Source organism: Variovorax sp. Soil_C_12 (genome assembly GCF_057657375.1).
Map to the genome: position 1 here is coordinate 312,161 of NZ_JBDGIO010000004.1, position 24,825 is coordinate 336,985.

Here is a 24,825-nt window from a genome sequence, read left to right on the forward strand (position 1 = left end):
GGAGGGAACAGTTCAGGCCTTGAAGCCGACCACTTCCTGCCGCTGCTCGCCCAGGCCCTCGATCCCCAGCGTCATCACGTCGCCCTTCTTCAGGTAGAGCGGCGGCTTCATGCCCAGCCCCACGCCGGGCGGGGTGCCGGTGGTGATCACGTCGCCGGGCATCAGCGTCATGAACTGGCTCACGTAGCTCACGATCTTGGCCACGTTGAAGATCATGGTCTTGGTGCTGCCGGTCTGCATGCGCTTGCCGTTCAGGTCGAGCCACATCGACAGCTTCTGCGGGTTGGCCACCTCGTCGCGCGTCACCAGCCAGGGGCCGATGGGGCCGAAGGTGTCGCAGCCCTTGCCCTTGTCCCAGGTGCCGCCGCGCTCGATCTGGTATTCGCGCTCGCTCACGTCGTTGATGACGCAGTAGCCGGCCACGAAGTCGAGCGCGCTCTTCTGCGAGACGTAGCGCGCGGTCGCGCCGATCACCACGCCCAGCTCCACCTCCCAGTCGCTCTTGACCGAGCCCTTGGGCAGCATGACCGGATCGTTCGGGCCCTGGATGCAGCTGGTGGCCTTCGTGAAGACCACCGGCTCGGCCGGGATCGGCAGGCCCGACTCGGCCGCGTGGTCGGCGTAGTTGAGGCCGATGGCGATGAACTTGCCCACGCCCGCGACCGGGCAGCCGTAGCGCGGCTTGCCCCTGACCAGCGGCAGCTTGTCGAGCTTCTGCTTGCGCAGCTTGGCGAGCGCGGCGTCGCCGAGCTGCTCGGGGCCGATGTCCTTGACGACCGCGCTGAGGTCGCGCAGCTGGCCGTTGTCGTCGATGAGGCCGGGCTTTTCCTTGCCGGGATTGCCGTAGCGAACGAGTTTCATGAGGTCCTTTCTTCTGGGATGACTAGTAGGTGGAGCGGCCGCCCGAGAGATCGAACACGGCGCCCGTGGAAAAAGAGCAATCTTCGGTGCAAAGCCAGCCTACCAGGGCGGCGACCTCCTCCACCGTGCCGAAGCGGCCCAGCGGGATCTTCGAGAGCATGAAGGCGATGTGCTCCTGCGTCATCTGGTCGAAGATCGCCGTCTTCACCGCCGCCGGCGTCACGCAGTTGACGCGCACGCCGGTGTCGGCCAGTTCCTTGCCCAGCGACTTGGTCAGCGCGATCACCGCCGCCTTGCTCGCGCTGTAGGCGCTGGCATTGGGGTTGCCCTCCTTGCCCGCGACCGAGGCGATGTTGACGATGCGCCCGTAGCCCTGCCTGCGCATCTGCGGCACCACCTCGCGGCAGCAGAGGAAGAGGCCGTTGAGGTTGACCTCGATCACCTCGCGCCAGGCATCGGCCGGGTAGTCCCACAGCTTGACGTTGGGCCCGGTGATGCCCGCGCTGTTGACCAGCGCATCGATGCGCCCCGCCTGCGCCAGCGTGGCCGCCACCGCCTCGGCCACCGAGGACTGCTGCGCCACGTCGACCTTCAGCGCGCAGGCCCGGGGGCCCAGCGCCCAGGCCGCCTTCTCGGCCGCCCCGGCATCGCGGTCCCACAGCGTGACGCTGCCGCCCGATTCGATCAGCCGTTGCGCGATGCCGCGGCCCAGCCCGGTCGCACCGCCGGTCACGACCGCATGCCGCTCCCGGAAGTCGAGCTGGTTCATATGGTGATGCCGCCGTCGGCCGCGTAGGCCTGGCCGGTGACGAACTGCGACTCGTCGCTCGCGAGGAAGAGCACCAGCGGCGCGATCTCCTCGGCCTGCGCGAGGCGCCCCATGGGCTGGCGCGCGATGAAGGCCTTGCGCGCCTCGACCGGGTCGGCGTTGGCGTTGATGCGATCGGCCAGCGAGGGCGTGTCGACCGTGCCCGGGCACACTGCATTGCAGCGAATGCCCTGGCCCACGTAGTCGGCCGCGACGCTCTTGGTCAGCCCCAGCACCGCCGCCTTGGTGGTGCCGTAGACGCAGCGGTTGGGCAGGCCCTTGATGCTGGAGCACACGCTGGCCATGTTGATGATGCTGCCGCGCCCGGCCGCCAGCATGCCCGGCAACACCGCCTGGATCATCCAGAACTGGGCGCGCACGTTGAGGCGAAAGGCGAAGTCCAGGTCGTCGTCGCTGGCCTGCAGCGCGGCGCCGTTGTGCACCACGCCCGCGCAGTTGAAGAGGATGTCGAGCGGGGGCAGCGTCTTCGTGAAGCCGTCGATCGCCGCCTTGTCGAGCACGTCGAGCTTCGCGGCCGTGACGTTGGCCACGCCCGCGAAGCGCTCCAGCAGCTTGTCGTTGATGTCGGTCGCCCAGACCTGCGCGCCCTCGGCGGCCAGTGCGAGCGCGCTGGCATGGCCGATGCCCTGCCCGGCCGCGGTGACGAGCGCGGTCTTGCCCTTGAGTCTCATGGGATGTCCTTCTCGCTGATGGATGGAGCCGCGATGCCGGCGTTCAGGGTTAGGCCCGATGGCTGCATCGCGTAGCGCCTCGTATTCTGAATTGGCCTGACCACTTGGCCAATCCAGGACAACCCCTAAGTGCCGCTCCAGACCCTCGAACCGAGACGCCTCTACCGGCAGATCGCCGACCAGCTCAGCGCGCTGATCGCAAAGGGCGAGTTCGCGGTGGGCGCGCGCCTGCCGGCCGAGCGCGACCTGGCCAAGCAGCTGGGCGTGAGCCGGCCCTCGGTGCGCGAGGCGCTCATCGCGCTCGAGGTCGAGGGCTGGGTCGAGGTGCGCACCGGCTCCGGCGTCTACGTGCGGGGCCGCGCGCAACACGTCGCCGCGCCGGTCGCCAGCACCGAATGGGGCCCGCTGGAACTGATCCGCGCGCGCCGCGTGGTCGAGGGCGAAACCGCCGCCATCGCCGCCGTCACCGCCAAGCGCAAGGACATCGAGGCGATGACGCGCGCCATCGCGCTCATGCGCGAGCTGGCCGAGCGCAACGTGATGCCGCTGGACGGCGATCGCGCCTTCCACCTGGCGATCGTCGAGTGCTGCGGCAACGTGGTGCTGTCGGAGACGGTGCAGGGCTTCTGGGACTCGCGCCGCGGCCCGATCTTCACGCGCCTGGGCGGCTACTTCGAGAGCGTGAAGTCCTGGCGCTCGGCCATCGCCGAGCACGAAGCGATCCGCGACGCCATCGCCGCGCACGACGCCGAGGGCGCGCGCAACGCGATGCATGCGCACATGGACAAGTCGCACCAGCGCTTCAGCGCCAGCTGGCGCCGGGCCAACCTCTTCTTTCAACCACCGACGGAGACAAAACGATGAATACCAAGCGTTTCGCACTGAAGACGATCGCCGCCTGCGTTCTCGCCGCCGGCGCCCTCGGCATGGCGCAGGCCCAGACCAAGCTCAAGTGGGCGCATGTGTACGAGACCTCGGAGCCCTTCCACAAGTACTCGGTGTGGGCCGGGGAAGAGATCAAGAAGCGCACCAACGGCAAGTACGAGGTGCAGGTCTTCCCGGCCTCCAGCCTGGGCAAGGAGGCCGACATCAACCAGGGCCTGACGCTGGGCACGGTGGACATCATCCTCTCGGGCGCGAGCTTCGCGGGGCGCACCTACGCGCCGCTGGCCGTGTCTTACTTTCCCTTCATCTTCCGCGATGCGGAGCACCAGCTGAAGTACGCCACAAGCGACGTGTTCAAGGAACTGGCCAAGGGCTACGACGACAAGAGCGGCAACCACATCACGGCGCTGACCTACTACGGTGCGCGCCACGTCACCTCGAGCGCCGCCCGGCCGGTGGCCAAGCCCGAGGACATGAAGGGCCTGAAGATCCGCGTGCCCGATGCGCCGGCCTACCTGGCCTTCCCCAAGGCGCTGGGCGCGAACCCGACGCCGATCGCCTTCGCCGAGGTGTACCTGGCGCTGCAGAACGGCACCGTGGATGCGCAGGAGAACCCGCTGCCGACCATCGAGGCCAAGAAGTTCTACGAGGTGCAGAAGAACATCTCGCTGACCGGGCACATCGTCGACTCGCTGCTGACCATCGTCTCGGGACAGCTGTGGGGCAAGCTCTCGGCGGACGAGAAGAAGATCTTCACCGAGGTGATGCAGGAGGCGGCGGAGAAGACCGGGCGCGAGATCATCGCCTCGGAGGTGCGGCTGGTGGAGGAGTTCAAGAAGAAGGGGAACAACGTGATCACCGTTGACAAGAACGCATTCCGCGAGGCGGTGCTGAAGAGCACGAAGCCGACGGATCACGGGTACAGGCAGCAGGACTACGACCGCATCACGGCGATCAAGTAAGTCCGGCTCCCCATGACCGAACAGAAAATCATCGACGACGAAGGCCACTTCCATGCCGAGGACGAAGTGGTCGACCTCTCCGGCACCATCGCCGAGGGCTGGGCCGCGCTCGCGCTCTTCTGGCTGCTCGGCCTCACGGTCTTCTACCAGTTCGTCACCCGCTACGTCATGAACGACTCGGCCGCCTGGACCGAGGAGATCGCACGCTACATGCTGGTCGGCGTGGTCTTCGTCGGCGCGGCGATCGGGGTGTCGAAGAACAACCAGATCCAGGTCGACTTTTTCTACCGCTTCCTGCCCGGTGCCGTCGGCCGCTGGCTCTCGCGCGCGGTCGACGTGCTGCGCGTCGGCTTCTTCGTCGCGGCGGTGGTCATGACCGTGCAGATGATGATGAAGATCGGCAACCAGACGCGCATGACCATCGTCGACCTGCCGATGAACCTGGTCTACGGCCTGTGCCTGCTCGGCTTCGCGGCCATGGCCTGGCGCTCGCTGCAGGTGGCGCGGGTGCACTGGCGCCGCGGCTACAGCGTGCTGGAGCGGCCCGAATCGACGCTGGAAGACCGCTGACCCATGCTCAAGATCTTCTTCCTGATCTTCATGGCCGGCGGCATCCCCGTCGCCATCGCGATGGCCGGCGCCTCGCTGGTCTACATCCTGATGTCGGGGAGCCTGCCGCCCTTCGTCGTCATCCACCGCATGGTCAGCGGCATCGACAGCTTCCCGTTGTTGGCGGTGCCCTTCTTCATCCTGGCCGGCAACCTGATGAACAACGCCGGCATCACCACCCGCATCTACAACTTCGCGCTCGCGCTGGTGGGCTGGCTCAAGGGCGGCCTGGGGCACGTGAACGTGCTGGGCTCGGTGATCTTCGCGGGCATGAGCGGCACCGCCATCGCGGACGCGGCCGGCCTCGGCACCATCGAGATCAAGGCGATGAAGGAGCACGGCTACGCGACCGAGTTCGCGGTGGGCGTGACGGCCGCCTCGGCCACGCTGGGGCCGATCATCCCGCCGAGCCTGCCTTTCGTGATCTACGGGATGATGGCCAACGTCTCGGTGGGCGCCCTCTTCCTCGCGGGCATCCTGCCGGGCGCGATGATGGCGCTCTTGATGATGTTCACCGTCGGCTGGTACGCCCACCGCAACAAGTGGGGCGGCGACGTCAAGTTCTCCGGCACGCGGCTCTTCAAGGCGCTGTGCGAGCTGGCGGTGGTGATCGGCTGGCCGCTGCTGCTGTGGGTGGCGGTGACCCGGCTGGGTGCGCCGGCGCAGATCACGGTCTTCGTCGGCCTGGCCCTGCTCTTCGTGCTCGATCGCATCTTCGCCTTCGAGGCGCTGCTGCCCATCATGACGCCGGTGCTGCTGATCGGCGGCATGAGCACGGGGCTCTTCACGCCCACCGAAGGCGCCATCGCTGCCTGCGTGTGGGCGATGATCCTCGGCTTCGCGTGGTACCGCACGCTGTCGTGGAAGATGTTCGTCAAGGTCTGCCTCGACACCATCGAGACCACCTCCACCGTGCTCTTCATCGTCGCCGCCGCCTCCATCTTCGGCTGGATGCTGACGGCCACCGGCGTCACCACCGACATCGCGAACTGGGTGCTGGGCTTCACCAAGGAGGCCTGGGTCTTCCTGCTGCTGGCCAACCTGCTGATGCTCTTCGTCGGCTGCTTCCTGGAGCCGACCGCGGCCATCACCATCCTCGTGCCCATCCTGCTGCCCATCGCGACGCAGCTGGGCGTGGACCCGATCCACTTCGGCCTGGTGATGGTGCTCAACCTGATGATCGGCCTGCTGCATCCGCCCATGGGCATGGTGCTCTTCGTGCTGGCGCGGGTGGCGGGGCTGAGCTTCGAGCGCACCACCATGGCGATCCTGCCCTGGCTGGTGCCGCTGCTGCTCAGCCTGGTCATCATCACCTACATGCCCAAGTTGGTACTCTGGTTGCCGAAAATGTTCTTCTGACTTCCCGACGCAGGACCCCACGATGAACCCCTTCATTCGCCTCCACCCCGCCGACGACGTCGTGATCGCGCGCGGCCAGCTGGTCGGCGGCACGTCCATCGAAGGCGTGACCACCCGCGGCCTGATCCCGCCCGGCCACAAGGTTGCCGTGCGCGCCATCGCCCAGGGCGAGCCGGTGCGCCGCTACAACCAGATCATCGGTTTTGCGAGCCGCCCCATCGCGCCCGGCGAGCACGTGCACACGCACAACCTCGACATGGGCCCGGACAAGGGCCACTTCGATCGCGACTACGCCTTCGGGGCCGACGTCAAGGCGCCCCCGCCGCGGCGCGAGGCCACCTTCATGGGCATCCAGCGCGCCGACGGCCGCGTGGCCACGCGCAACTACATCGGCGTGCTGACCAGCGTGAACTGCTCGGCCACCGCGGCGCGCGCCATCGCCGATCACTTCTCGCGCCAGACCAACCCGCAGGCACTCGCGCCCTACCCCATGGTCGACGGTGTGGTCGCGCTCACGCACGGCACCGGCTGTGGCATGGACACGCAGGGCATGGGCATGCAGCTGCTGGAGCGCACGCTCACCGGCTACGCCACGCACCCCAACTTCGCGGCGGTGCTGGTGGTGGGCCTGGGCTGCGAGGCCAACCAGATCAACGCCTGGCTCGCCACCGGCAATCTGCGCGAGGGCGAGAACCTGCGCGTCTTCAACATCCAGGACACCGGCGGCACGCGCAAGACGGTGGAAAAGGGCGTGCACCTCATCAACGAGATGCTGCCGCGCGCCAACGCCGTGACGCGCGAGCCCTGCAGCGCCGCGCACATCACCATCGGCCTGCAGTGCGGCGGCTCGGACGGCTACTCGGGCATCAGCGCCAACCCGGCGCTGGGCGCGGCGGTGGACCTGCTGGTGGCGCACGGCGGCACCGCCATCCTCTCGGAGACGCCCGAGATCTACGGCGCCGAGCACCTGCTCACGCGCCGCGCGGTGAAGCGCGAGGTGGGCGAGAAGCTGGTCGAGCGCATCCGCTGGTGGGAGCACTACACCGCCATCAACGAGGGCGAGATGAACAACAACCCCTCGCCCGGCAACAAGGCGGGGGGGCTCACCACCATCCTCGAGAAGAGCCTGGGCGCGGTGGCCAAGGGCGGCACCAGCAACCTCGAAGCCGTGTACGAGTACGCCGAGCCGGTCAAGGCGCACGGCTTCGTCTACATGGACACGCCGGGCTACGACCCGGTGAGCGCCACCGGCCAGGTGGCGGGAGGCGCCAACATGATCTGCTTCACCACCGGCCGCGGCTCGGCCTACGGCTGCGCGCCCTCCCCCTCGCTCAAGCTCGCGACCAACTCGGCGCTGTGGCAGCGGCAGGAAGAGGACATGGACATCAACTGCGGCGAGATCGTCGAAGGCAGCGTGTCGATCCAGGAGATGGGGCAGCGCATCTTCGAGCTGGTGCTGGCGACCGCGTCGGGGGAGCCGAGCAAGAGCGAGAAGCATGGGTATGGGCAGAACGAGTTCGTGCCGTGGCAGGTCGGTGCCGTGATGTGACGCGACGATGACCGCGAATGACTCCCTCTCCCCAAGGGGAGAGGGAGCAATGCATACTAGGAGCTTCTCTACATGCCTCAGACCCTTCAAGCCGCGACGCTTCGCACCCAGATCGCCTCCATCATCGCCGGCACCGGCAGCACCCCAGCCGAAGCCGAGCAGGTCGCCGCCAACCTCGTGCTCGCCAACCTCAGCGGCCATGATTCCCACGGCGTCGGCATGGTCCCGCGCTACGTCGACGCAGCGGCCGAGGGCGGCCTGAAGCCCAATGCGGCGGTCAAGACCAACCTCGACACCGGCCCCATGCTCGCCCTCGACGGCCAGCGCGGCTACGGCCAGATCGTCGGCGTGCAGGCCATGCAAATGGCGATCGAGCGCGCCAGGCAGCACGGCAGCTGCGTCCTGTCGCTGGCCAACGCCCACCACCTGGGCCGCATCGGCCACTTCGCCGAGATGGCGACGCAGCAGGGCCTGGTCTCCATGCACTTCGTCAACGTGCTCGCGCGCCCGGTGGTCGCGCCCTGGGGCGGGGGCGACGGGCGCTTCGGCACCAACCCGTGCTGCATCGGCATTCCGCTGAAAGGGAGTGAACCCTTCATCCTCGACTACGCCACCAGCCGTGTGGCGCAAGGCAAGATGCGCGTGGCCCACAACAAGGGCGAGCGCGTGCCGCCCGGCTACCTGATCGACGAGCACGGCGCGCCCACCGACGACCCCGGCGTGGTGGTGGTGCCGCAGGGCAACGGCCTCTTCGGCGCGCTGATGACCTTCGGCGAGCACAAGGGCTACGGCATGGCCGTGGCCTGCGAGCTGCTGGGCGGCGCGCTCACCGGCGGCGGCACCTGGCACCGCGAGGCCGACACGGCGCGCACGGTGCTCAACGGCATGCTCGCGATCGTGATCGACCCGGGCAAGCTGGGCACGCAGGCCAGCTTCGAGCAGGAGGCGCGGGCCTTCGTCGACTGGCTGCGCCAGAGCCCGCCGGGCCAGGGCTTCGACGGCGTGCAGATCGCCGGCGAGCCCGAGCGCAAGGCCCGCGCGGCGCGCGAGCGCGAAGGCATCTGGATCGACGACGCGACCTGGGGCGAGATCGTGGCGGCGGGGGCGAAGGTGGGCGTGGCGATCGGTTGATCTGATCGGCTACAGCACCGCCATGAACTCGCCCAGGTTCAGCGGCTTGAGCAGGTGGTGGTCGAAGCCCGCCGCCGCGATGCGTTCCCGGTAGCCCTGCTGGCCCCAGCCCGTCAGCGCGATGAGCTTCAAGTCCGCGCCTTGGGGCCGTGCGCGCAAGTGGCGCGCGAGCTCGCAGCCGTCCATGCCCGGCATGCCGATGTCGAGCACGGCGATGTCGATGTCGTGCTCCCGGGCCAGCTGCAGGGCCTCTTCGCCGCCGTAGGCCACCAGCGCGGTCGCGCCCATCGACGTGAGCAGCTCGGCCAGGCTGTCGGCCGCGTCGCGGTTGTCGTCGACGACCAGGATCGTGCCCTCGATGGAAGGCTCCCATCCGTCCTGCGACATGCGCGTGCGCCGGCCGGACGCGGTCGCGCTCTTCGCCAGCGGCAGGCGCACCGTGAAGGTCGCGCCGCGGCCAAGGCCCTCGCTCGCGGCCTCGACGCTGCCGCCCTGCAGCTCGACCAGGCTCTTCACCAGCGTCAGGCCGATGCCCAGCCCGCCCTGCGCGTCCCGGGCCGTGTCGCTGACCTGCACGAACATCTCGAAGATCGACTTCAGCATCTCCGGCGCCAGCCCGGTGCCGGTGTCGCTCACCGACACCACGGCCTGCCGGCCCTCCTGCCGCGCGGTCACGGTCACCCGGCCGCCCGCCGGCGTGTACTTGGCCGCGTTGTTCATCAGGTTCGAGAACACCTGCGTGAGGCGCACCGCATCGCCGCGCACCACCAGCGGATCGCCCGTTACATCGACCGTGAGCACATGCCCGGCCCGCTCGAACAGGGGCCGGCTCAACTCGACCGCGTCGTCGATCACCGCGTCGAGCAACACCGGGCCCATGTGGAGTTCGATCTTGCCGCGTGTGATGCGCGAGACCTCCATCAGGTCGTTCACCAGGCGCACCATGTGCTCGACCTGGCGGTTCATGAGCTCGTAGTACTTGCCGGCCTCTTCCGGCGCGGGCTTCTTGCGCTGCAGGAGCGACAGCGCCGTGCCCAGCGGCGCCAGCGGGTTGCGCAGCTCGTGCGCCAGCGTGGCGAGGAATTCGGTCTTGCGCTGGTCGGCGTCGCGCAGGCCTTCCAGCAGGTTGCGCATCTCGTACTGCCGCCGGCGCGAGCGCAGCGCCGTGCGCACCGCGCTCACCAGCGCAGCCACGCGCATCGGCCGCTCGATCACCGTGACGTTGGCGAACTCGTCCATGGCGTTGGCGATGGCGCGCGAATCCGCGCCCTGGCGCGCCAGCACCAGCACCGGCACGTCGGACCAGGGCGGCTGCGCGGCCAGCGCGCCGGTGAGCTGGGCCAGCGCCGGGCCGGCGAGCACTTCCTCGGCCAGCATGATGGCGCCGGCGCCGCGCACCAGCTCATCCACGAGCGAGGCCATGTCGCCGCACACTTGCGAGACGAAATGCGCGCGCTCCAGCACGGTGCTCGCCATCCTGGCGTCCCTGGAGGTCGCCGTGCGCAGAAGGATGCGCTGGTCGAGATCGGGCGGAGCAGCGCTCACGATGCCGACCGCACCCCGTCGATCGGGACGGGCACGCCCGTCAGGATGCCCCGGAAGTTGCGCAGCGGCGCCCCGACGTGGATGCCCTGCGCATCCAGCGAGAAGGAGCGGATCGACCGCTCGTGCGCCCCACCGCGCTTCTTGAGCACCGAGATCGCCTGCTTCACCTCGCCCCCGTCCTCGAAATAGCGCAGCAGCAGCACCGAGTCCGCGAGGTAGCTCGCATCGATCGGCGTCTGCATCTGCATGCCGATCAGGCCATGCTGCGCGCCGATCAGCATGGTGGCCACGCCGTGCTGCCCGAGGTAGGTCAGCAGCTCGTGCAGCTGGACGATGAGAAAGCGTTCGTCCGGCATGGCGTTGAGGTAGCCGTTCAGGCTGTCGATCACCACCATCGTCGCGCCGTGCTGCTCGACGGCTTCACGGATCTCGTGCACGAACTCGCCGGGCGACAGTTCTGCGGGGTCGACCTGGCGAACGCGGATGCGGCCGGAATCGATGAAGGCCCCGAGATCCATGCCCAGTCCCTTGCTGCGCGTGCGCAGGGTGTTGACGCTCTCGTCGAAGATGAAGAGCACCGCGGTCTCGCCGCGCCGCGCCGCGGCGACCGCGAACTGCACCGCCACGCTCGACTTGCCCGTGCCCGGCGCGCCCACGAACAGCGTGCTCGTGCCCTTCTCGATGCCGCCGCCCAGCAGGTCGTCGAGCGCCACCAGTCCGCTGGGGATGCGCGTCTGCGTCAGCGGCAGCGTGTGTTCCGAGGCCACCAGCCGCGGAAACACCTGCAGCCCGCCGCGCGCGATCTTGTAGTCGTGGTAGCCCCCGCGGAACGCCCTGCCGCGGTACTTGGTGACCACCAGCCGTCGGCGCGACGCGCCGTAATCGGGGTTGACCTGTTCCAGCCGGATCACCGCATGCGCGATGCTCTGCACCTGCAGGTCCTGCTCGGTGGCTGTCAGGTCGTCGAGCAGCAGCACCGCGCACTGCCGCCCGGTGAAGAACTGCTTGAGCGCCAGGATCTGCCGGCGGTAGCGCAGCGACCCGCCCGCCAGCAGGCGCAGCTCGGACAGCGAGTCGAACACCACCCGCGTGGGCTTGATCTTGTCGACGTCGGCCAGGATCCGCAGCGTGGTCTCGCCGAGCTCCACCTCGGAGGGGTGGAACATCGTGTACTGGTCGTCCGGCTCCAACGCGTCCTGCGCGGGCAGCAACTCGCGCACCTCGATGCCCTTCAGGTCCCAGCCGTGGGACTCGGCCACGCCCTGCAGCTCCTGCGCCGTTTCGGAGAGGGTGACGTACAGCACCGACTCGCCGTGCAGCACGCCCTCGCGCAGGAACTGGATGGCCACCGTGGTCTTGCCCGCGCCGGGCGCGCCCTCCAGAAGATAGAGGCGGTGGGCCGTGAGGCCGCCGCCCAGGACATCGTCGAGCCCGGGCACGCCCATCTTCAAGAGCCCGGGCTCCTGCGCCTTGTTGCCGCCACCCGAGGGCGAGATGCTTGCCTTCATTTCCGGCTCCGAAATGTTATGCGGATGAATCAAGGAGTCGTTGAATGTAAGGGCTGGAAGCCGGGCGAGTTGTAGGGGGTCATCCCCATCTTTCTGTCCGCCTGGACCGCTGCCCCTGACTTTTCTCGTCTTTCCGGGGGATGACGCGCGCGCCGGAGACGCGCCCAATCGGCCCAGGCGGTCATGGGTTCGGCCGTCAAGGGAGCATGTCATGAAGTCACTTCTTTCCGCACCGGTGCTGGCCCTGAGCTGCGCGCTGCTTGCCGCCTGCAACACGCAGCCCGGCATCCTCTACACCAGCGAAGGCACCGAGTTCGACGTGATGAGCCTCACCGATGCCCAGGGCAACTGCGAGGGCCTCGCCCGCGTGGCCTACCTGACCTGGTGGGGCATCGAGACCCTGAAGGGCTGTTGGGCGCGCGAGCGCGGCGAGATCGTCGGGCGCTTTCCCGGCCTGGAGGACAGGCGGGTGCCCGTGGGCGCGTTCCAGCGCACCGAGCTGGCGGAATACCGCGGCGCCTCGCTGCACTGAGGCCTGCGCCGCGGGCGGCGTTGCGGGCCGCGTTGCAGGCGGCGGCGCTTTGGGCGGACACTCGCGCGCATCGGGCACGATGCGCCGATGTCTTCAGGAAACCGCCATGCCCAGCAACATCGCCACCGGGAGCGCCTGACAGTGAGGGGCCGCGCAACCTACCCTCCGCCGCTTCGCCGCGCCCTGGCGGCGCGACTGCGCCTGCACCACATCGAAGGCCTGCGCACGCTCGTCACGCCGCTCCTGGCCGGGCTGGGCGTGGTGCTGTTGCTGCTGCTTTTCGCACTGCTGGCCAGCGAGGTCTTCGACGGCGACACCCGCAGCCTGGACATGCAGCTGCTGCAGGCCGCCCAGCGCTTCAGGACGGCGCACCCGTGGTTCGGCGAGGTCATGCGCGACCTGAGCGGCCTGGGCAGCACCGTGGTGCTGAGCTTCGTGGTGCTCGCCACCGTGGTCTACCTGGCCCTGCTGTCGGCGCGCACCTCCGCCGTTTTGGTGGCCGCCTCCACCGCGGCCGGCGCCGTGCTGATCCATCTGCTGCTCAAGCCCGCGTTCGGGCGCCTGCGGCCGGACCTCGCCTTCGCCGACCATGCAGCCTGGGGCATGAGCTTTCCGAGCGGGCACGCGAGCATGTCGGCGATCGTGTTCCTCACGCTCGGCGCGCTGCTGGCGAACACGCGCAGCCGCTGGGTGGAGCGGACCTTCATCCTGGCGACGGCGTCGGTCGCGACCTTCCTGGTGGGGGTGAGCCGCGTGGCGCTGGGGGTGCATTGGGCGACCGATGTGCTGGCGGGATGGGCGCTGGGCGCGGCGTGGGCCACCGGGTGGCTGCTGGTGGCGCATCGGGCCCCGCGGGCGGAGAAGACGGATGCGGGAAGCGAACGGCCCGCGTGCTGAGGCTGGAACGAGTCAAGGGGGAGAGAACGATGCAAAGAGTCGCCGTCATCGGGTCCGGGCCGGGCGGGCTGGTCGCCGCGCGCTACCTGCAATCGGAAGGCTTCGCGCCCGTGATCTTCGAGCAGGCGGCAACGCCTGGCGGCCAGTGGAGCGGCGACCCGAGCTGCAGCGGCGTATGGCCGTCCATGCGCACGAACACCAGCCGCGTGCTCACGCAGTTCAGCGACCTGCCGCACGCGCCGGGGCTGGCCATCTACCCTTCCAATCGCGAGATCGGCGACTACCTGTTGCGCTATGCGGCCCAATTCGACCTGACGGCGCAAACGCGTCTGCGCACGGCCGTGCGCGAGATCCGGGCGCTGCCCGACGGATGGGGCGTGCGGCACGATGCGCAGGAGGAGGTTTTCGAGAAAGTCGTGGTCGCGAGCGGCCACTTCCAGCATGCGTGCATCCCCGCGGTGCCGGGCCTGGCGTCGTTCTCGGGCAGCGCCGGCGTGGCGCACACCTTCGCGTACAAGGACCCGGAGCACTACCGCGGCAAGCGCGTGCTCGTGGCGGGCTGCGCCATCAGCGCGCTGGAAATTGCCAGCGACCTCTGCATGCTCGGTGCGGCGCGCGTCGTGGTGTGCCAGCGGCGGCAACGCTACGTGCTTCCGAAGCTGATGGCCGGCGTCCCGTCGGACCATCGCGTGTTCTCGCGCTACCAGGCGCTGGCCGAGGAGTCGCTGCCGCGCAGCGAGTTCGGCGCATTGCTGAAGGAGCTGGTGGTGGGCGCGGTGGGCAGCCCGGAACAATACGGCGCGCCCAAGCCCGCCGACAGCATCTTCGACGCGGGCCTGACGCTGAGCCAGCACTACCTCCCGCTGGTCGCCGAGGGCCGCATCGAAGTGCGCCCGTGGTTCGACCGGGTCGACGGCACGCAGGTCGCCTTCAGCGACGGACGGGCGGAGTCCTTCGACGGCATTCTCTTCGGCACGGGCTTCGAGATGAGCCTGCCCTTTCTGAGCGAAGCGATCCGCCGCACGATCAACCTGGATGCGCAGCACATCGAGCTCTACAAGCACACCTTCCATCCGGCGCTGCCGGGGCTTGCCTTCGTCGGCATGTGGGATCAGTCCGGACCGATGTTTCCGCCGGTCGAACTGCAGGCGCGGTGGCTCGCTTATGTGTGGAGCGGCGCCGTGGCATCGCCGACGCCTGAAGAGATGCAGCTCGGCGTTGCCGCATGCCGCGCCCGCCGCGGCGAGCCGCAGAAGACGAAGATGAACCTGATGGCGTTGCTGTTCGCGCGCGCCGCGGGCGTGGAGCCTGAGCCGGAGCGCTGGCCCGAGCTTCAGCGTGCGCTGCTGTTCGGGCCGCTGGCGCCCGTTTCGTTTCGCCTGCAAGGGCGCGATGCGCTGCCGGACGCGGCGAGCCGCTTCGCCGGCGAGGCGATGGCCTTCGGGTGCGTGCAGTCCTCGCAGTTCTGTGCTGCGGAGTTGCAGAAGCTGGAACGACTAAGGTCAGGCCCCGCAAACTGCACAGCGGGCTAACAGCTGGCCCATGGCGCCCAGGCCTTGGAACTCGGCGACGTAGTCTGTTACGAACGATGAGCTCCCGAGACGACGCGAGGCTCAACAGGCGATTGGGTGGTCTCGGCGGGCGATATGAACATTAGGAAGAAAGCATTGAAAACCAGGGAAGCAGCGCATCGGCGCTTTATCGAGTTCTGTTCGGCGTTCTATCGACACTGCAAACTTGGCCGACGAGGTTCAGCATGCGGCCGCTGACGAGAGGGCCAACGGCCTGCCTGTCTGGACGCGACTCGCCTAGGCCAATCCACAGGAAAGCCAACCAGAGATGAACCGAGTTTCGAACAATGATCTCTCCAATGTGCGCGGCAACGCAGCTCCCTCGAAAAAGCGCCCTCACGACAACCCGAGCGCAGAAAACGTGCCTCGGTGCATAAGCGTTCCTCCTACGCAACCGCCTGAGATCCAGAAGCTACCCGTGACCCTCAGCGGGCTACCTTCATCGCATGTTGATACTGTGTGCTTCATCAACCGGGAAACAGCGCTCAACCGCATGATTTGTCGCCGCTACAGAGAAGAAGCCGCCGAGTCAGCAGACGTTCTCAAGTTGACCACCAAGTTCGTGAGCCAGAAGAACTTGCCATTGACAGACGCCTGGGCGTGCATGCTGGCGATGAGAGACGTCAATCTTGTACCCGACATGCCCCTTTACACGGCGCTGATCACGCGCTGTGTGGAAAGCGGCGAGGTTCTGGAAGCGTTGAAGGTATTCAGCGACATGCACACCAACAACGTGGCTGCCAATTCAGTCATCTACGACATTCTCGTTCGGGCCTGCAGGACGCATCGGATGCCCAAGCACGAGCGAGTGGTCCGTGAATTGATGCACGCAGCAGGGTTTGCACTCAATGTGGCGATTTGCAATCGGTACCGAGCAAGGCGAGCGCAACCGGACGAAGTCCGACGGCTCACCATGGAGCACCTTTTCGAATCGTCGTGGCAGGAGGCCAAGGCATGCCTCGACGAATTGAAAAGCGCCGACGTCGAAGCCGATGCGGGGATCTACAGGATCGTGGTCTGCGCCTACGCCAAGGAGCACCTGACGTGCGACGCACGACAAATGCTCGAAGACCTCGCGCGGGCCGGGATCCCCTCGGATTTCAACGCCTTGAGTCAACTCATCGCAGCCTGTGAACAGTCGGACCGTTCCGATACCGCCAAGGAACTGCTGAACGAAGGGGTTCGACTGAATGTCCTGAAGCCCGCGCTCGGCTACTTCGTCGGGGACGGCGATAACTTTGTCGATTTTCATTGCGATGCACTCGTAGTGGCGCTTCCGCTGGACTATCTCTCGGTACCCGCGCACTTTGCGAGAGCATTGTTCAAATACCACTGCGATCATCCCGCGCACTCAAAAAGCATCGGGTCGCATACGCAGTTCATTGTCGGAGTGCACGACGCAGTCAAAGTCAGCAAAGAGGTCGCCGAGTGCATGCGGGGCATTGGTCTTGCTCCCGTCACGGGCGTCAAGTGGAATGGAGAGCGGAACTATGGCCGGCTGGAATGTGGTCATACAGCCATCTCGAAGTGCCTGGAACGAGAGCAAATTGACGTCGCTCTGGAAGTTCTGGACGACATGATCAAACAAGAGATCCTTCCGGACGCAGCCATATGCCTCCACCTGATCTCCGCATGCCTCGCGCGTCAGAACATCGATGGCGCACGCAAGGTGTGCAGCGCATTCATTGTTTTCTCCGCAGGACGTGGGCAATTCAAGGATGCGTTCGTTGCTATCCAAAGGGTGTTCAGCGCTGGCATCCATCCCGATGACGCCGCCTGGGACGCCCTGATCAGCGCGTGCGGGAAGGCAAATAGGTTCGATGAAGTCTTCGATGAAGTCTTCAAATCCCCATCCGAACACAAGCTGGCTGTCTGCAACGCGATGATCCAGAGATGCGCACAGCTTGGCTATGTCGACGATGCGTTGGCGGCTTTCAAAGCGATGCTCGAAGGGGAAGTGCCGCCAAATGCCACCAGCTACGCCGCCGTGATCGCCAGCTGCCGAAAGGCCCAGGAGTGGACCGGGTTCTATTGGTTGATCAGCGATGCAGCTCGAAGAGGAATCGAGGTGCCGACGCCGGCGCACAGCTGAGTTGCCGGCTTGGTGGCACGCGCCGGCCGCGCAAAGATGGCCCGCTTACGAACGTGCTGATCTCCGGGGCCCTTGCAAAATGCCGGGCGCCCGAGATCTCCCTTGCGCGCGGCGATGCTGTAGCGCAGCATCGTGCCCTCACGAGAACCGCTGTATGAGTTCACCCAGCCGCCGGCAGGCCGTCGCCTGCTGGGCTTCGATGGCGGTTGCGACACCGAGAAGCAGTCCCGAACGCGCCGTACCGGGCGCGCCGTACCAGACCGACAGCGGCGCCGGGGCCATGCCATAGGCATACGCTTCGCGGGCGATCGCCTTGTCGTCGGCGCCGTCCGGCAGCTGAAGCACGACGGCCAACCCGGCGGCATAGCCATGCAGGCCTTCCGCCTCCAGGTTGGCGAGCAACGCGCTGCTCCGTGCCGCATAGACGCGCTTCATCCGCCGCAGATGCCGCAGGTAGTGCCCGTCCCGCATGAATTCCGTCGTCGCCGTCTGCACGGCCGGACCGGGAGCGGGCGCCAGGCAAGCCATGACATCGTCGAAGCGGGCGACGAGCGAGAGAGGCGCCACGACGAAGCCGAGGCGCAGCGTGGGGCTGATGGTCTTGCTGAACGATCCGATATGGATGACGCGCCCGGACCGGTCTTGCGCTGCCAGGGCGGGCGCGGCGCGGCGCTTCAGCTGCAGCTCGCCCAGGTAGTCGTCCTCGATGATCCAGGCGTGCGCGCGCCTTGCCCAATCGAGGAGTCGAAGCCTGCGCGCGAGCGACAAGGTCGGACCCAGGGGCGCCTGCTGGCCCGGCGTCACCAGCGCCAGGGCTGCATCGGGCGCGTGCGCCTCCCCATGGGCGACGTCGATGCCCTCTTCGTCGACCGGGACGGGCACCGTCGAAAGGCGCGAGATCTGGAGCGCTCTGCGGGTCGGAAGGAAGCCGGGGTTCTCGACCCAGGCAGCACGCCCTTCGGCGCGGAGGGCCTGCAGGGTGGCCCCCAGTGCGCCCGCAAAGCCTGCGGTGATGAAGATCTGCGAGGGCCGGCACTCGATGCCGCGCGACAGTGCCAGGTGGGCTGCAATCTCGCGCCTCAACTCGTGCTCGCCGCGCGGGTCGTGATAGAAGGCGGGCGCTTCCACCTCGTCACGCGCCGCGCGCGCGCGAATGCGTGCGAAGAGCGCGGCGGGGAAGCAGTCGGAGGCCGGCACGCCCATCTGGAACACCGCAGGCCCGGGCACGAAATGCTGGTACAGGTCGGACTGCAGATCGGTCTCGATCGATCGCTGCTCCTTCACGGCGCGCTTGACCGGCTGGCCCGCCACGCGAGTGCCGGCGGGCCGGGACGAGACGATCAACTGCGCATCGGCCAGCCGCTCGTACGCCGTCTTGACGGTGCCGCGCGCAACGCCCAGTTGCGCAGCGAGGTCGAGCCACGACGGCAGCCTGGCGCCCGGTGCGAGCACACCGCTGGCGATTGCGCCGGAGATTCCGATGCGGATCTGCTCGGCCAGGGAGGTGTTGGCCGTGCGGTCCAGAACGATCTTCAGGCCACTGTCCATCGGGGCATGGTACATCCGCATCATGCGTTTTCAGGTCTTTTTTCTGGACCAGCCGGAGCGCACCATCGAGGCTCCCAAGCAAGGAAACCGACCCATGAAACTCCAACGCCTTCTTCTCCCTCTTCTCTTCGCCACCGGCGTGGCCTTTGCCGGAGCCGCGGCCGCACACGGCGCCGGCGACACGGTGAAGCCGAACTTCGACCGGCCCATCACCAACATTCCCGGCAAGTCGCTCATCGCGCTGGAAGTGCTGTACCCGCCGGGCGGTGCTTCGCTGCCGCACGTCCATTCGAAGTCTGCGTTCATCTATGCCTACGTGGTCTCCGGCAGCATCGCCAGCAAGGTCAATGACGGCCCCAAGCGCGTCTACAAGGCCGGGGAAAGCTTCCACGAGGACCCGGGCTCGCGCCATCCCGTGAGCCGCAACGCCAGCAAGACGAAGCCCGCCAAGCTGCTGGCCGTGTTCGTGGTCGACAGCGGCGACCACCCTCTCACCACCAACGAATGACACAGGAGCAGACCATGAGACTGGACTACACCAAAGCATCTCCGGGCGGCGTCAAGGCCTTCGGCAGCGTGTACGGCTACATCATGCAATCGGGCCTCGAGGACGTCCTCGTCGAGCTCACGTACCTGCGCATCAGCCAGATCAACGGCTGCGCGTATTGCCTGGACATGCACACCCGCGACCTCTCGAAGAAGGGCGTGTCGGTTCAGAAGCTCGCCCTGGTGCAGGCGTGGCAGGAAGCCGGCGAGCTCTTCAGCGAGCGCGAACGCGCGGCGCTGGCGTGGGCCGAATCGGTGACGCGCGTGGCCGACACGCACGTGCCGGACGACGCTTTCGAGGCCGCCGCGGCCGTGTTCAGCGAAAAGGAACTCGCCGACCTGACCATGGCGATCGGCCTGATGAACGCTTTCAACCGGCTGGCGATCAGCTTCCGCCGCGGGCCGGAGCCTGCGCAGGCGGCCAAAGGCTGAGGCCCGCGCGCGATGCGCAGGGTCAGAACGTGATCGTGACCGAGGGCGCGCTGCGCCGGGCCTCGCCGTGGAACACGGCCTCGATGTTGTTGCCGTCGGGGTCCAGCACGAAGCAGGCGTAGTAGCCCGGGTGATACGGCCGCTCGCCCGGCGCGCCGTTGTCCCTGCCGCCATGCGCGAGCGCGGCCTTGTAGAACGCATCGACCATCGCCTTGTCCTGGGCCTGGAAAGCCAGGTGGTGGCGGCCGGTCAACTGGCCCTGAGCGGCTTTGCTGCTGGCGGTCGACACGAAGAGCTCATCGGCCCAGAAATAGTCCTCGCCACTGCCGCCCATCGGGACCTTCAGCACCTCGAAGGCAGCCTCGTAGAAGGCTCGACTTGCGGCGAGGTCCTTCACGACGAGCTGGAGGTGATCGATCAAGCGGCCGCGGTGCAACTCCTGTGTTTCCATGCATATGCTCCTTTTTATTGATTGGATAGCCTTGCGCGTGAAGGGCACTTCGTCTGTCAGCGTGATTCGACAACCTCGACTCGCCATCGCGACTCAGGCATTCTTGAACCTGTCGATGGGTCGACTCACGCAGAAGGAGCAACCATGCTGCTGCGCTCTCTCACCGCCTGGATGAGCTGCTGGACCTTGCTCACCGTGGCGCCCCCCGCCGCCGCGGCGGCCGACACCAGCCGCGCGGCGCAGGCGATGACCACCGCTGCGCGGGCGCTGCTGGAAGCGACGCCGACGGGGCAGCGGGCCGAACTGCTGCGGCCGTTCACGCTGGAGGCGCGCGGCGATTGGCACTACACGCCGCGCAGCCGGCCCGGCATTGCATTCAAGACCATGGAGGATGCGCAGCGCCAGGCCGCGCAGCAGTTGCTGGCCGCGGCCTTGTCGGAGCCGGGGCTGGTCAAGGTGCAGGCCATCATCGCCCTGGAGATCGCGCTGCGCGAGCTCGAAACCTTCGGGCTCTCGCGCGATCCGGAGAACTACGCCATCGCCTTGTTCGGCACGCCGGACGCCGCCTCGCCCTGGGGTTGGCGCATCGAAGGGCACCATCTCTCGCTGCACTTCACGCTGGCCGACGGCCAGGTCGTCGCCACGCTGCCGCAGTTCCTGGGTGCCAATCCGGCGCAGGTGCCGCGCGACATCGGTAGCAAGGGCGCGCGCCAGGGCCAGCGCGCGCTGGGCGAGGAGGAAGACCGTGCCTTTGCGCTGCTGGCTGCGCTCTCGCCGGTGCAGCGCCAGCAGGCCGTCTTCAGCGGCCGGCCATTCGGCGACATCGTCACGCGCAATGCCGCCCAGCTGGACCCCTTGGCGCCCGTGGGCGTGGCCTTCAGCGCCATGGACGCCGCGCAGCAGGCCCTGCTGCTGCGCATCGTCGAGTCGCTGGCCTCGGTGGCCGAAGCGTCGTTGGCGCAGCAGCGACTGGAACGCGTGCGCGCGGGCGGCCTGGACAGTATTCGCTTCGGATGGGCCGGCGCGACCGAGCGCGGCCAGCCGCACTACTGGCGCATTCAGGGCGCGCGCTTCCTGATCGAATGGGACAACTCGGGCGGCAACCACATCCACAACGTGTGGCGCGACTTCGAGGGCGACTGGGGGCGCGACGTGCTCGGCGAGCACTACCGCCGGGCGCGTGCGGGCGGCCATCGGCATTGAGTGGTGCGTGCTGCCAGGGTTGGCGCCGCCTGCCGCTGCCATCCTCAAAGTAAGTGATGACCGCTCTGCCTGGCTGGGCTAGAACCGAGCGTTTGACTCACCAGAGCGAGAGGAATGCGGCATGGACCTCAATGACGACCGGCCCACTGCGGCCGGGCAGCCGGATCGCACCGCCCGCAAGCCTGCGGGTGCAACATGGGCGCAGCGGCTGGGCAGGCTGATCGCGCCCATCACCAAGCGCAGCAAGGAACACGGCTCCTACGCGCTAGCGAACCGGGATTCGGTGCGTCGCGCGATCCTCGGCCGGGACCCCTTCGGCACCTGGACGCATCCGACCTCCGGCGCACGCATGGTGGTGAACCTCTCGTCTGCGTACGTTCCCGCCTTTTGCGACGCGGTCCAGCGAAAGGATCCACGCCCGTACAAGAACTGCTATGACCTCGCGCGGCTCGGCGGCCGGCGTGTCTCGAAAGATCGACGACTCGTCGATGCGGCACTGCCCGTGGCCGACATGACGAAGGTGTATTTCGGCGCGGTCGAACTCAATGGCGCAGGCATCCGCTTCTATGGCGACATGTGCCTCGTGCTGAAGAACGACGCGGTCGACGGCGCCACCTGTGTGCTCGACCGCAACTCGTTCGAGCTTTTGCGTTCACCCGTCGCCGACGAGTTTGCAGACAGTTCACCCGCCGACGCAACGGCAGCTCGTCAGCGCAAGCTGCAATCCTGGTCGGGCCTGTGGGCCACGGACCTCGGCTTCATTGCCGCGATGAAGGTGCTTCGGTCAGTGGGCGCCCAAGACCGCCGTTGGACCGTGGGCCAGATATCGCGGGCCGTGCGCGACGATGAGGACTACATCGAAGTCCTGAGGACCGCATCTTTCGGCCCGGCCGATCTGCAAGAGGCGCGCATTTCCCACACCGACGCCGCGCACGACGCCTTGGTCGGCAGCAGACTTCTGCGGGGCCCCATGCCACGCCTCGAATCGCTGATCTGGCGCAATCGCCGCAGCCGCGCCGAGCGTGCGTTGCGCGCAGCCGGCGTGCCGGTTCGAATCGTGACGACCTCCGGTCGCACGCGGGAGTGATGCGATGAGTGCCCCGGCATCGAGCGTCATGCCGCCCGGACATGCCTGGCGCCTGGAGGCCTTCGACCTGCGCGCCGGCCTGGCCTTTGCCACCTTCAGGTCGGAGCAGGTCGAGACGCAAGAGATCGAAGACTGGCCCTGCCTCTTCTTCTCGCCACCGGACTTTGCGCCCGAGCCCATCGACAACGTTGCCGCCGCGCTGGCCGCCACCCGTGGCTCCTTCGACGCGGGCCTGATCGTGGCGGACCGCGAAGCGGCCTTCAAGACGCCGGAAGAAGTGGCCGAATTCGTGCGACGCGCGTACGTGTCGAGTGCGAGCGGCGATGGGTCCGATGGGCCCGGCGGCGGTGGTGGGCCGATACCTCCGCTGCCGGACGATCCTCGCGAACCATTCTTTCCAAAGTTCGATCCAGACGAAAAAGAGGACACGGATCGCCCCAGCGCCGGCCGAGCCCTTCGACATGCCATTCAAGACTTCGTCCGGCAGATGAACGGCAGCGTCCCGCCCGCATCCTTCTTCGTGGACTGGTCCAAGATCCGGGATTCCGATCCCGTCGAATCGCTCACCCGCGGTGCATTGCACCTGATTGCGGAGCTTCTTGGCCGCTTTCCGGGCCCCTCCTCCACCAACCTGCTTCGATGGCTCGAGGACGTGCGCCTGCTGGGCGATTGCATTTCGAGGCTTGGCCTGTGGGAGTTGATCTTCCTGCGGCATGAGGCCGACCTGTCGCGCCTGGCGTGGGCGCTGCGCTGCAGGGCCGGCTGGGTCGATCGCATGTGCGATCGTGAGTTCCTGGCCTTTCTCTTCGCGTCGCGCGCCATCCCCGACAGCGCGGCCGTGGAAGCACTCCATCGGTTCTACCCGCTCCATCTGGTCCCGGGTCCGGGCACGAATGCGAGTTGGGGCGATCCGCTGGAAGCCTTGGGCCGTCTGCCGCTGCCGGCATTCGCATCGGCGATGGCACCGTCCGACTCGACCCGGCTCGCGTCGATCGAGCACCTGCTCGTGGGATTCGTCGCGGCGCCCTGGGCACTCTTGACGCAACTGGATGCGCGCGCATCACGCGCGACGCTCGACATGGTCGTGTTCGCGTCCGCTTGCGTGGCGGCCCTCGACATCTCGACCGCGACACAGCCCTGTTTTCCCTGGATGGCGCCCCGCGTGTCGCCCCTGCAAATGCAGCTCATCCGGCAAGCGGGCGCGAAGGGCCTCGCCTGGTTGGCGGAGCAATTGCCCGTGCGTGGCTTTGCCGCGCCGCTCGAAGACCGCATCCGCGACGCCCGGGACATTCGCTACTTCGATGGCAAGGCGTCGTGAAGAAAAGGTCCGTCGCGGCGGGCGGCTGGATCACACAGCGAAAGGACCGTCATGGGACTGAAGCAAGCTGTTACCTGGCTGTGGGCGGGCGGCGTCGCCGATCCTTCCAGGCGCGACTATGAAGACCTGAGAAAGGTCAACTCGGCGTTGCTGCCCCTGCTCGCCCTTGGCCTGGTCGCCGCCATCTGGGTCGGCGCCGGGGCGAAATCGACCGGCCCCGTGTTGCTGTGGTGCATGTCTTGCATCGCGGTCGGCGCGACGGTGGGATTCCTGTTCGGCATTCCCCGCGCAGGATCGCTGGCGCCCAGGCCCGTGGAGCCCAAGAAGGCGAACGGCACCTTGCCGGCCGCGCCATTGAAAGTGAAGGATGTGGAAGGCGGCAGACCGAACACCAACCTCGAGGAGGTCTCGGACTGGCTGACCAAGATCATCGTCGGCCTCTCGCTGGTTCACCTCAAGACGATCGAGGAGCGGGTGATCGCGATCAGCCACCATGCGGCGGCCGCCATCAATGAGAAGCCCACCGCCGCCGACGACTCCGCCGCGGCCGCGCTCGTCGTCGGCCTGTCGGCCATCGGATTCTTGTGCGGCTACCTGTACACGCGCCTCTTTCTTCAAGGTGCGTTCATGCGTTCGGACAGCGACACCTTCCGCCGCGTGCTGCACGACGAACAGGAGAGAATGGGGCCGGCCGATGAGCCCGTTGGCGGACAGCCCGTGATGCCATCGCCTTCCGATCGGCAAGCCGCCGAGCGGGTGTTGCAGGCGGCTCCCGCCGATCGCCCCGAAGCTGTTCTCGCGCCCTTGCGGGTTCTGGCGGCGGAGTACGAACAGACCCGAAAGGACTCGCCGCAATTCAGCCGCGAGCGGACCCGGAAGATGTCCGAGATCGTCAGCCGGATGAAGCCGCTCACCCTCGCGGCCAAGCCCTATCTCGCCGTGCTTGCCAACAGCCATTCGCCCGGAGAGCGCCTGGCCGCCGTGCTCGTCTTGCAGATGGACTTCGACCCCGCGTACATCGATTGGCTGGCCGATCGCTTGCACGAGGAATCGGCGTTTGTGGGCTATCAGGCGGCGAGTGCCTTGCTCGCACGTGTACGCGTCGCGGGACCGCCGGAAAGGCTTCGCATCAAGGCAGCGGTCGAAGCGGCGCAGAAGAAGGGGATTCAGCCGGAGAGCGAGAGAGACCAGCTCGTGGCAAAGATCGTCGATGAAGCCTCGAAATAGAGGCATGCGTGC

At 67.5% G+C, this 24,825-nt stretch carries 23 protein-coding genes; 16 read left to right on the plus strand and 7 right to left on the minus strand.

Annotation, left to right across the window (positions count from 1 at the left end):
* Positions 1–12: 12 nt before the first annotated feature.
* Genes AC3A6X_RS13775 through AC3A6X_RS13785 form a run of 3 tightly spaced genes read right to left on the minus strand, consistent with a single transcriptional unit; the run spans position 13 to position 2,361 of the window.
* Entirely contained in the window at positions 13–861 is an 849-nt protein-coding gene (locus tag AC3A6X_RS13775; protein ID WP_487842698.1) for a fumarylacetoacetate hydrolase family protein, read from the minus strand.
* A gap of 22 nt (positions 862–883) precedes the next feature.
* Complete coding sequence (locus AC3A6X_RS13780; protein ID WP_487842699.1) at positions 884–1,630, minus strand: SDR family NAD(P)-dependent oxidoreductase; 747 nt, start codon at positions 1,628–1,630, stop codon at positions 884–886.
* On the minus strand, positions 1,627–2,361 hold the full coding sequence (locus tag AC3A6X_RS13785; RefSeq protein WP_487842700.1) for an SDR family oxidoreductase: 735 nt from the start codon (positions 2,359–2,361) through the stop codon (positions 1,627–1,629). Before AC3A6X_RS13785 ends, AC3A6X_RS13780 begins: the two co-directional genes overlap by 4 nt.
* A 129-nt stretch (positions 2,362–2,490) precedes the next feature.
* Here AC3A6X_RS13785 and AC3A6X_RS13790 point away from each other — a divergent pair, with 129 nt between their 5' ends.
* The 6 genes from AC3A6X_RS13790 to AC3A6X_RS13815 all read left to right on the plus strand — a co-directional run bounded on the left by AC3A6X_RS13790 (position 2,491) and on the right by AC3A6X_RS13815 (position 8,856).
* Complete coding sequence (locus tag AC3A6X_RS13790) at positions 2,491–3,225, plus strand: FadR/GntR family transcriptional regulator (protein WP_487842701.1); 735 nt, start codon at positions 2,491–2,493, stop codon at positions 3,223–3,225.
* Positions 3,222–4,208: a sialic acid TRAP transporter substrate-binding protein SiaP gene (locus AC3A6X_RS13795; protein ID WP_487842702.1), complete on the plus strand. Its 987-nt coding sequence runs from the start codon at positions 3,222–3,224 to the stop codon at positions 4,206–4,208. The genes AC3A6X_RS13790 and AC3A6X_RS13795 overlap by 4 nt, the downstream gene beginning before the upstream one ends.
* Before the next feature lie 12 nt (positions 4,209–4,220).
* Positions 4,221–4,778, plus strand: coding sequence for a TRAP transporter small permease (locus tag AC3A6X_RS13800; RefSeq protein WP_487842703.1), 558 nt, complete (start codon positions 4,221–4,223; stop codon positions 4,776–4,778).
* A gap of 3 nt (positions 4,779–4,781) precedes the next feature.
* Positions 4,782–6,176 (plus strand): TRAP transporter large permease, encoded by a 1,395-nt coding sequence (locus AC3A6X_RS13805; RefSeq protein ID WP_309966336.1) that lies wholly within the window; start codon positions 4,782–4,784, stop codon positions 6,174–6,176.
* A 22-nt stretch (positions 6,177–6,198) separates the two neighbouring features.
* On the plus strand, positions 6,199–7,725 hold the full coding sequence (locus AC3A6X_RS13810; RefSeq protein ID WP_487842704.1) for a UxaA family hydrolase: 1,527 nt from the start codon (positions 6,199–6,201) through the stop codon (positions 7,723–7,725).
* 72 nt (positions 7,726–7,797) lie between these two features.
* On the plus strand, positions 7,798–8,856 hold the full coding sequence (locus AC3A6X_RS13815) for a malate/lactate/ureidoglycolate dehydrogenase (RefSeq protein ID WP_487842705.1): 1,059 nt from the start codon (positions 7,798–7,800) through the stop codon (positions 8,854–8,856).
* Positions 8,857–8,865: 9 nt separating this feature from the next.
* On the opposite strand, the gene AC3A6X_RS13820 is transcribed toward AC3A6X_RS13815, so the two are convergent.
* Together AC3A6X_RS13820 and AC3A6X_RS13825 are read right to left on the minus strand one after the other, a co-directional pair.
* On the minus strand, positions 8,866–10,401 hold the full coding sequence (locus AC3A6X_RS13820; protein WP_487842706.1) for a hybrid sensor histidine kinase/response regulator: 1,536 nt from the start codon (positions 10,399–10,401) through the stop codon (positions 8,866–8,868).
* Positions 10,398–11,909 (minus strand): ATPase domain-containing protein, encoded by a 1,512-nt coding sequence (locus AC3A6X_RS13825; protein WP_487842707.1) that lies wholly within the window; start codon positions 11,907–11,909, stop codon positions 10,398–10,400. Before AC3A6X_RS13825 ends, AC3A6X_RS13820 begins: the two co-directional genes overlap by 4 nt.
* A 211-nt stretch (positions 11,910–12,120) precedes the next feature.
* Between AC3A6X_RS13825 and AC3A6X_RS13830 the strand changes: the two genes are divergently transcribed.
* From AC3A6X_RS13830 to AC3A6X_RS13845, 4 genes are all read left to right on the plus strand, one after another.
* The gene (locus tag AC3A6X_RS13830) at positions 12,121–12,441 is read left to right on the plus strand and encodes a hypothetical protein (protein WP_487842708.1); all 321 of its coding nucleotides are present in this window, start codon (positions 12,121–12,123) and stop codon (positions 12,439–12,441) included.
* Positions 12,442–12,528: 87 nt separating this feature from the next.
* A complete protein-coding gene (locus tag AC3A6X_RS13835) occupies positions 12,529–13,338 on the plus strand; it encodes a phosphatase PAP2 family protein (RefSeq protein ID WP_487842709.1) in 810 nt (269 codons plus the stop codon).
* A 29-nt stretch (positions 13,339–13,367) separates the two neighbouring features.
* Positions 13,368–14,870, plus strand: a complete 1,503-nt coding sequence (locus AC3A6X_RS13840; RefSeq protein ID WP_487842710.1) for a flavin-containing monooxygenase — start codon at positions 13,368–13,370, stop codon at positions 14,868–14,870.
* A gap of 457 nt (positions 14,871–15,327) precedes the next feature.
* The gene (locus tag AC3A6X_RS13845; RefSeq protein WP_487842711.1) at positions 15,328–17,001 is read left to right on the plus strand and encodes a pentatricopeptide repeat-containing protein; all 1,674 of its coding nucleotides are present in this window, start codon (positions 15,328–15,330) and stop codon (positions 16,999–17,001) included.
* 138 nt (positions 17,002–17,139) lie between these two features.
* Here the strand turns inward: AC3A6X_RS13845 and pdxR are convergent, their stop codons facing one another.
* On the minus strand, positions 17,140–18,549 hold the full coding sequence (pdxR, locus tag AC3A6X_RS13850; protein ID WP_487842712.1) for a MocR-like pyridoxine biosynthesis transcription factor PdxR: 1,410 nt from the start codon (positions 18,547–18,549) through the stop codon (positions 17,140–17,142).
* Between the two features lie 94 nt (positions 18,550–18,643).
* On the opposite strand from pdxR, the gene AC3A6X_RS13855 reads away from it, so the two are divergent.
* Together AC3A6X_RS13855 and AC3A6X_RS13860 are read left to right on the plus strand one after the other, a co-directional pair.
* Positions 18,644–19,057, plus strand: coding sequence for a cupin domain-containing protein (locus tag AC3A6X_RS13855; protein WP_487842713.1), 414 nt, complete (start codon positions 18,644–18,646; stop codon positions 19,055–19,057).
* Between the two features lie 14 nt (positions 19,058–19,071).
* A complete protein-coding gene (locus AC3A6X_RS13860; protein ID WP_487842714.1) occupies positions 19,072–19,527 on the plus strand; it encodes a carboxymuconolactone decarboxylase family protein in 456 nt (151 codons plus the stop codon).
* A gap of 22 nt (positions 19,528–19,549) precedes the next feature.
* On the opposite strand, the gene AC3A6X_RS13865 is transcribed toward AC3A6X_RS13860, so the two are convergent.
* The gene (locus AC3A6X_RS13865; RefSeq protein ID WP_487842715.1) at positions 19,550–19,978 is read right to left on the minus strand and encodes a VOC family protein; all 429 of its coding nucleotides are present in this window, start codon (positions 19,976–19,978) and stop codon (positions 19,550–19,552) included.
* A 144-nt stretch (positions 19,979–20,122) separates the two neighbouring features.
* On the opposite strand from AC3A6X_RS13865, the gene AC3A6X_RS13870 reads away from it, so the two are divergent.
* The 4 genes from AC3A6X_RS13870 to AC3A6X_RS13885 all read left to right on the plus strand — a co-directional run bounded on the left by AC3A6X_RS13870 (position 20,123) and on the right by AC3A6X_RS13885 (position 24,813).
* Entirely contained in the window at positions 20,123–21,181 is a 1,059-nt protein-coding gene (locus AC3A6X_RS13870) for a DUF3500 domain-containing protein (protein WP_487842716.1), read from the plus strand.
* A gap of 121 nt (positions 21,182–21,302) precedes the next feature.
* Positions 21,303–22,268, plus strand: coding sequence for a hypothetical protein (locus tag AC3A6X_RS13875; RefSeq protein WP_487842717.1), 966 nt, complete (start codon positions 21,303–21,305; stop codon positions 22,266–22,268).
* Positions 22,269–22,506: 238 nt separating this feature from the next.
* On the plus strand, positions 22,507–23,586 hold the full coding sequence (locus AC3A6X_RS13880; protein ID WP_487842718.1) for a hypothetical protein: 1,080 nt from the start codon (positions 22,507–22,509) through the stop codon (positions 23,584–23,586).
* A gap of 51 nt (positions 23,587–23,637) precedes the next feature.
* Positions 23,638–24,813 (plus strand): hypothetical protein, encoded by a 1,176-nt coding sequence (locus AC3A6X_RS13885; RefSeq protein ID WP_487842719.1) that lies wholly within the window; start codon positions 23,638–23,640, stop codon positions 24,811–24,813.
* Positions 24,814–24,825: the final 12 nt, after the last annotated feature.

Coding starts and splice junctions, on each gene's coding strand:
- AC3A6X_RS13775 (WP_487842698.1), bottom strand. CDS start 861: ATGAAACTCGTTCGCTACGGCAATCCCGGCAAGGAAAAGCCCGGCCTC.
- AC3A6X_RS13780 (WP_487842699.1), bottom strand. CDS start 1,630: ATGAACCAGCTCGACTTCCGGGAGCGGCATGCGGTCGTGACCGGCGGT.
- AC3A6X_RS13785 (WP_487842700.1), bottom strand. CDS start 2,361: ATGAGACTCAAGGGCAAGACCGCGCTCGTCACCGCGGCCGGGCAGGGC.
- AC3A6X_RS13795 (WP_487842702.1), top strand. CDS start 3,222: ATGAATACCAAGCGTTTCGCACTGAAGACGATCGCCGCCTGCGTTCTC.
- AC3A6X_RS13800 (WP_487842703.1), top strand. CDS start 4,221: ATGACCGAACAGAAAATCATCGACGACGAAGGCCACTTCCATGCCGAG.
- AC3A6X_RS13805 (WP_309966336.1), top strand. CDS start 4,782: ATGCTCAAGATCTTCTTCCTGATCTTCATGGCCGGCGGCATCCCCGTC.
- AC3A6X_RS13810 (WP_487842704.1), top strand. CDS start 6,199: ATGAACCCCTTCATTCGCCTCCACCCCGCCGACGACGTCGTGATCGCG.
- AC3A6X_RS13815 (WP_487842705.1), top strand. CDS start 7,798: ATGCCTCAGACCCTTCAAGCCGCGACGCTTCGCACCCAGATCGCCTCC.
- AC3A6X_RS13825 (WP_487842707.1), bottom strand. CDS start 11,909: ATGAAGGCAAGCATCTCGCCCTCGGGTGGCGGCAACAAGGCGCAGGAG.
- AC3A6X_RS13830 (WP_487842708.1), top strand. CDS start 12,121: ATGAAGTCACTTCTTTCCGCACCGGTGCTGGCCCTGAGCTGCGCGCTG.
- AC3A6X_RS13835 (WP_487842709.1), top strand. CDS start 12,529: ATGTCTTCAGGAAACCGCCATGCCCAGCAACATCGCCACCGGGAGCGC.
- AC3A6X_RS13840 (WP_487842710.1), top strand. CDS start 13,368: ATGCAAAGAGTCGCCGTCATCGGGTCCGGGCCGGGCGGGCTGGTCGCC.
- pdxR (WP_487842712.1), bottom strand. CDS start 18,549: ATGGACAGTGGCCTGAAGATCGTTCTGGACCGCACGGCCAACACCTCC.
- AC3A6X_RS13855 (WP_487842713.1), top strand. CDS start 18,644: ATGAAACTCCAACGCCTTCTTCTCCCTCTTCTCTTCGCCACCGGCGTG.
- AC3A6X_RS13860 (WP_487842714.1), top strand. CDS start 19,072: ATGAGACTGGACTACACCAAAGCATCTCCGGGCGGCGTCAAGGCCTTC.
- AC3A6X_RS13865 (WP_487842715.1), bottom strand. CDS start 19,978: ATGGAAACACAGGAGTTGCACCGCGGCCGCTTGATCGATCACCTCCAG.
- AC3A6X_RS13870 (WP_487842716.1), top strand. CDS start 20,123: ATGCTGCTGCGCTCTCTCACCGCCTGGATGAGCTGCTGGACCTTGCTC.
- AC3A6X_RS13875 (WP_487842717.1), top strand. CDS start 21,303: ATGGACCTCAATGACGACCGGCCCACTGCGGCCGGGCAGCCGGATCGC.
- AC3A6X_RS13885 (WP_487842719.1), top strand. CDS start 23,638: ATGGGACTGAAGCAAGCTGTTACCTGGCTGTGGGCGGGCGGCGTCGCC.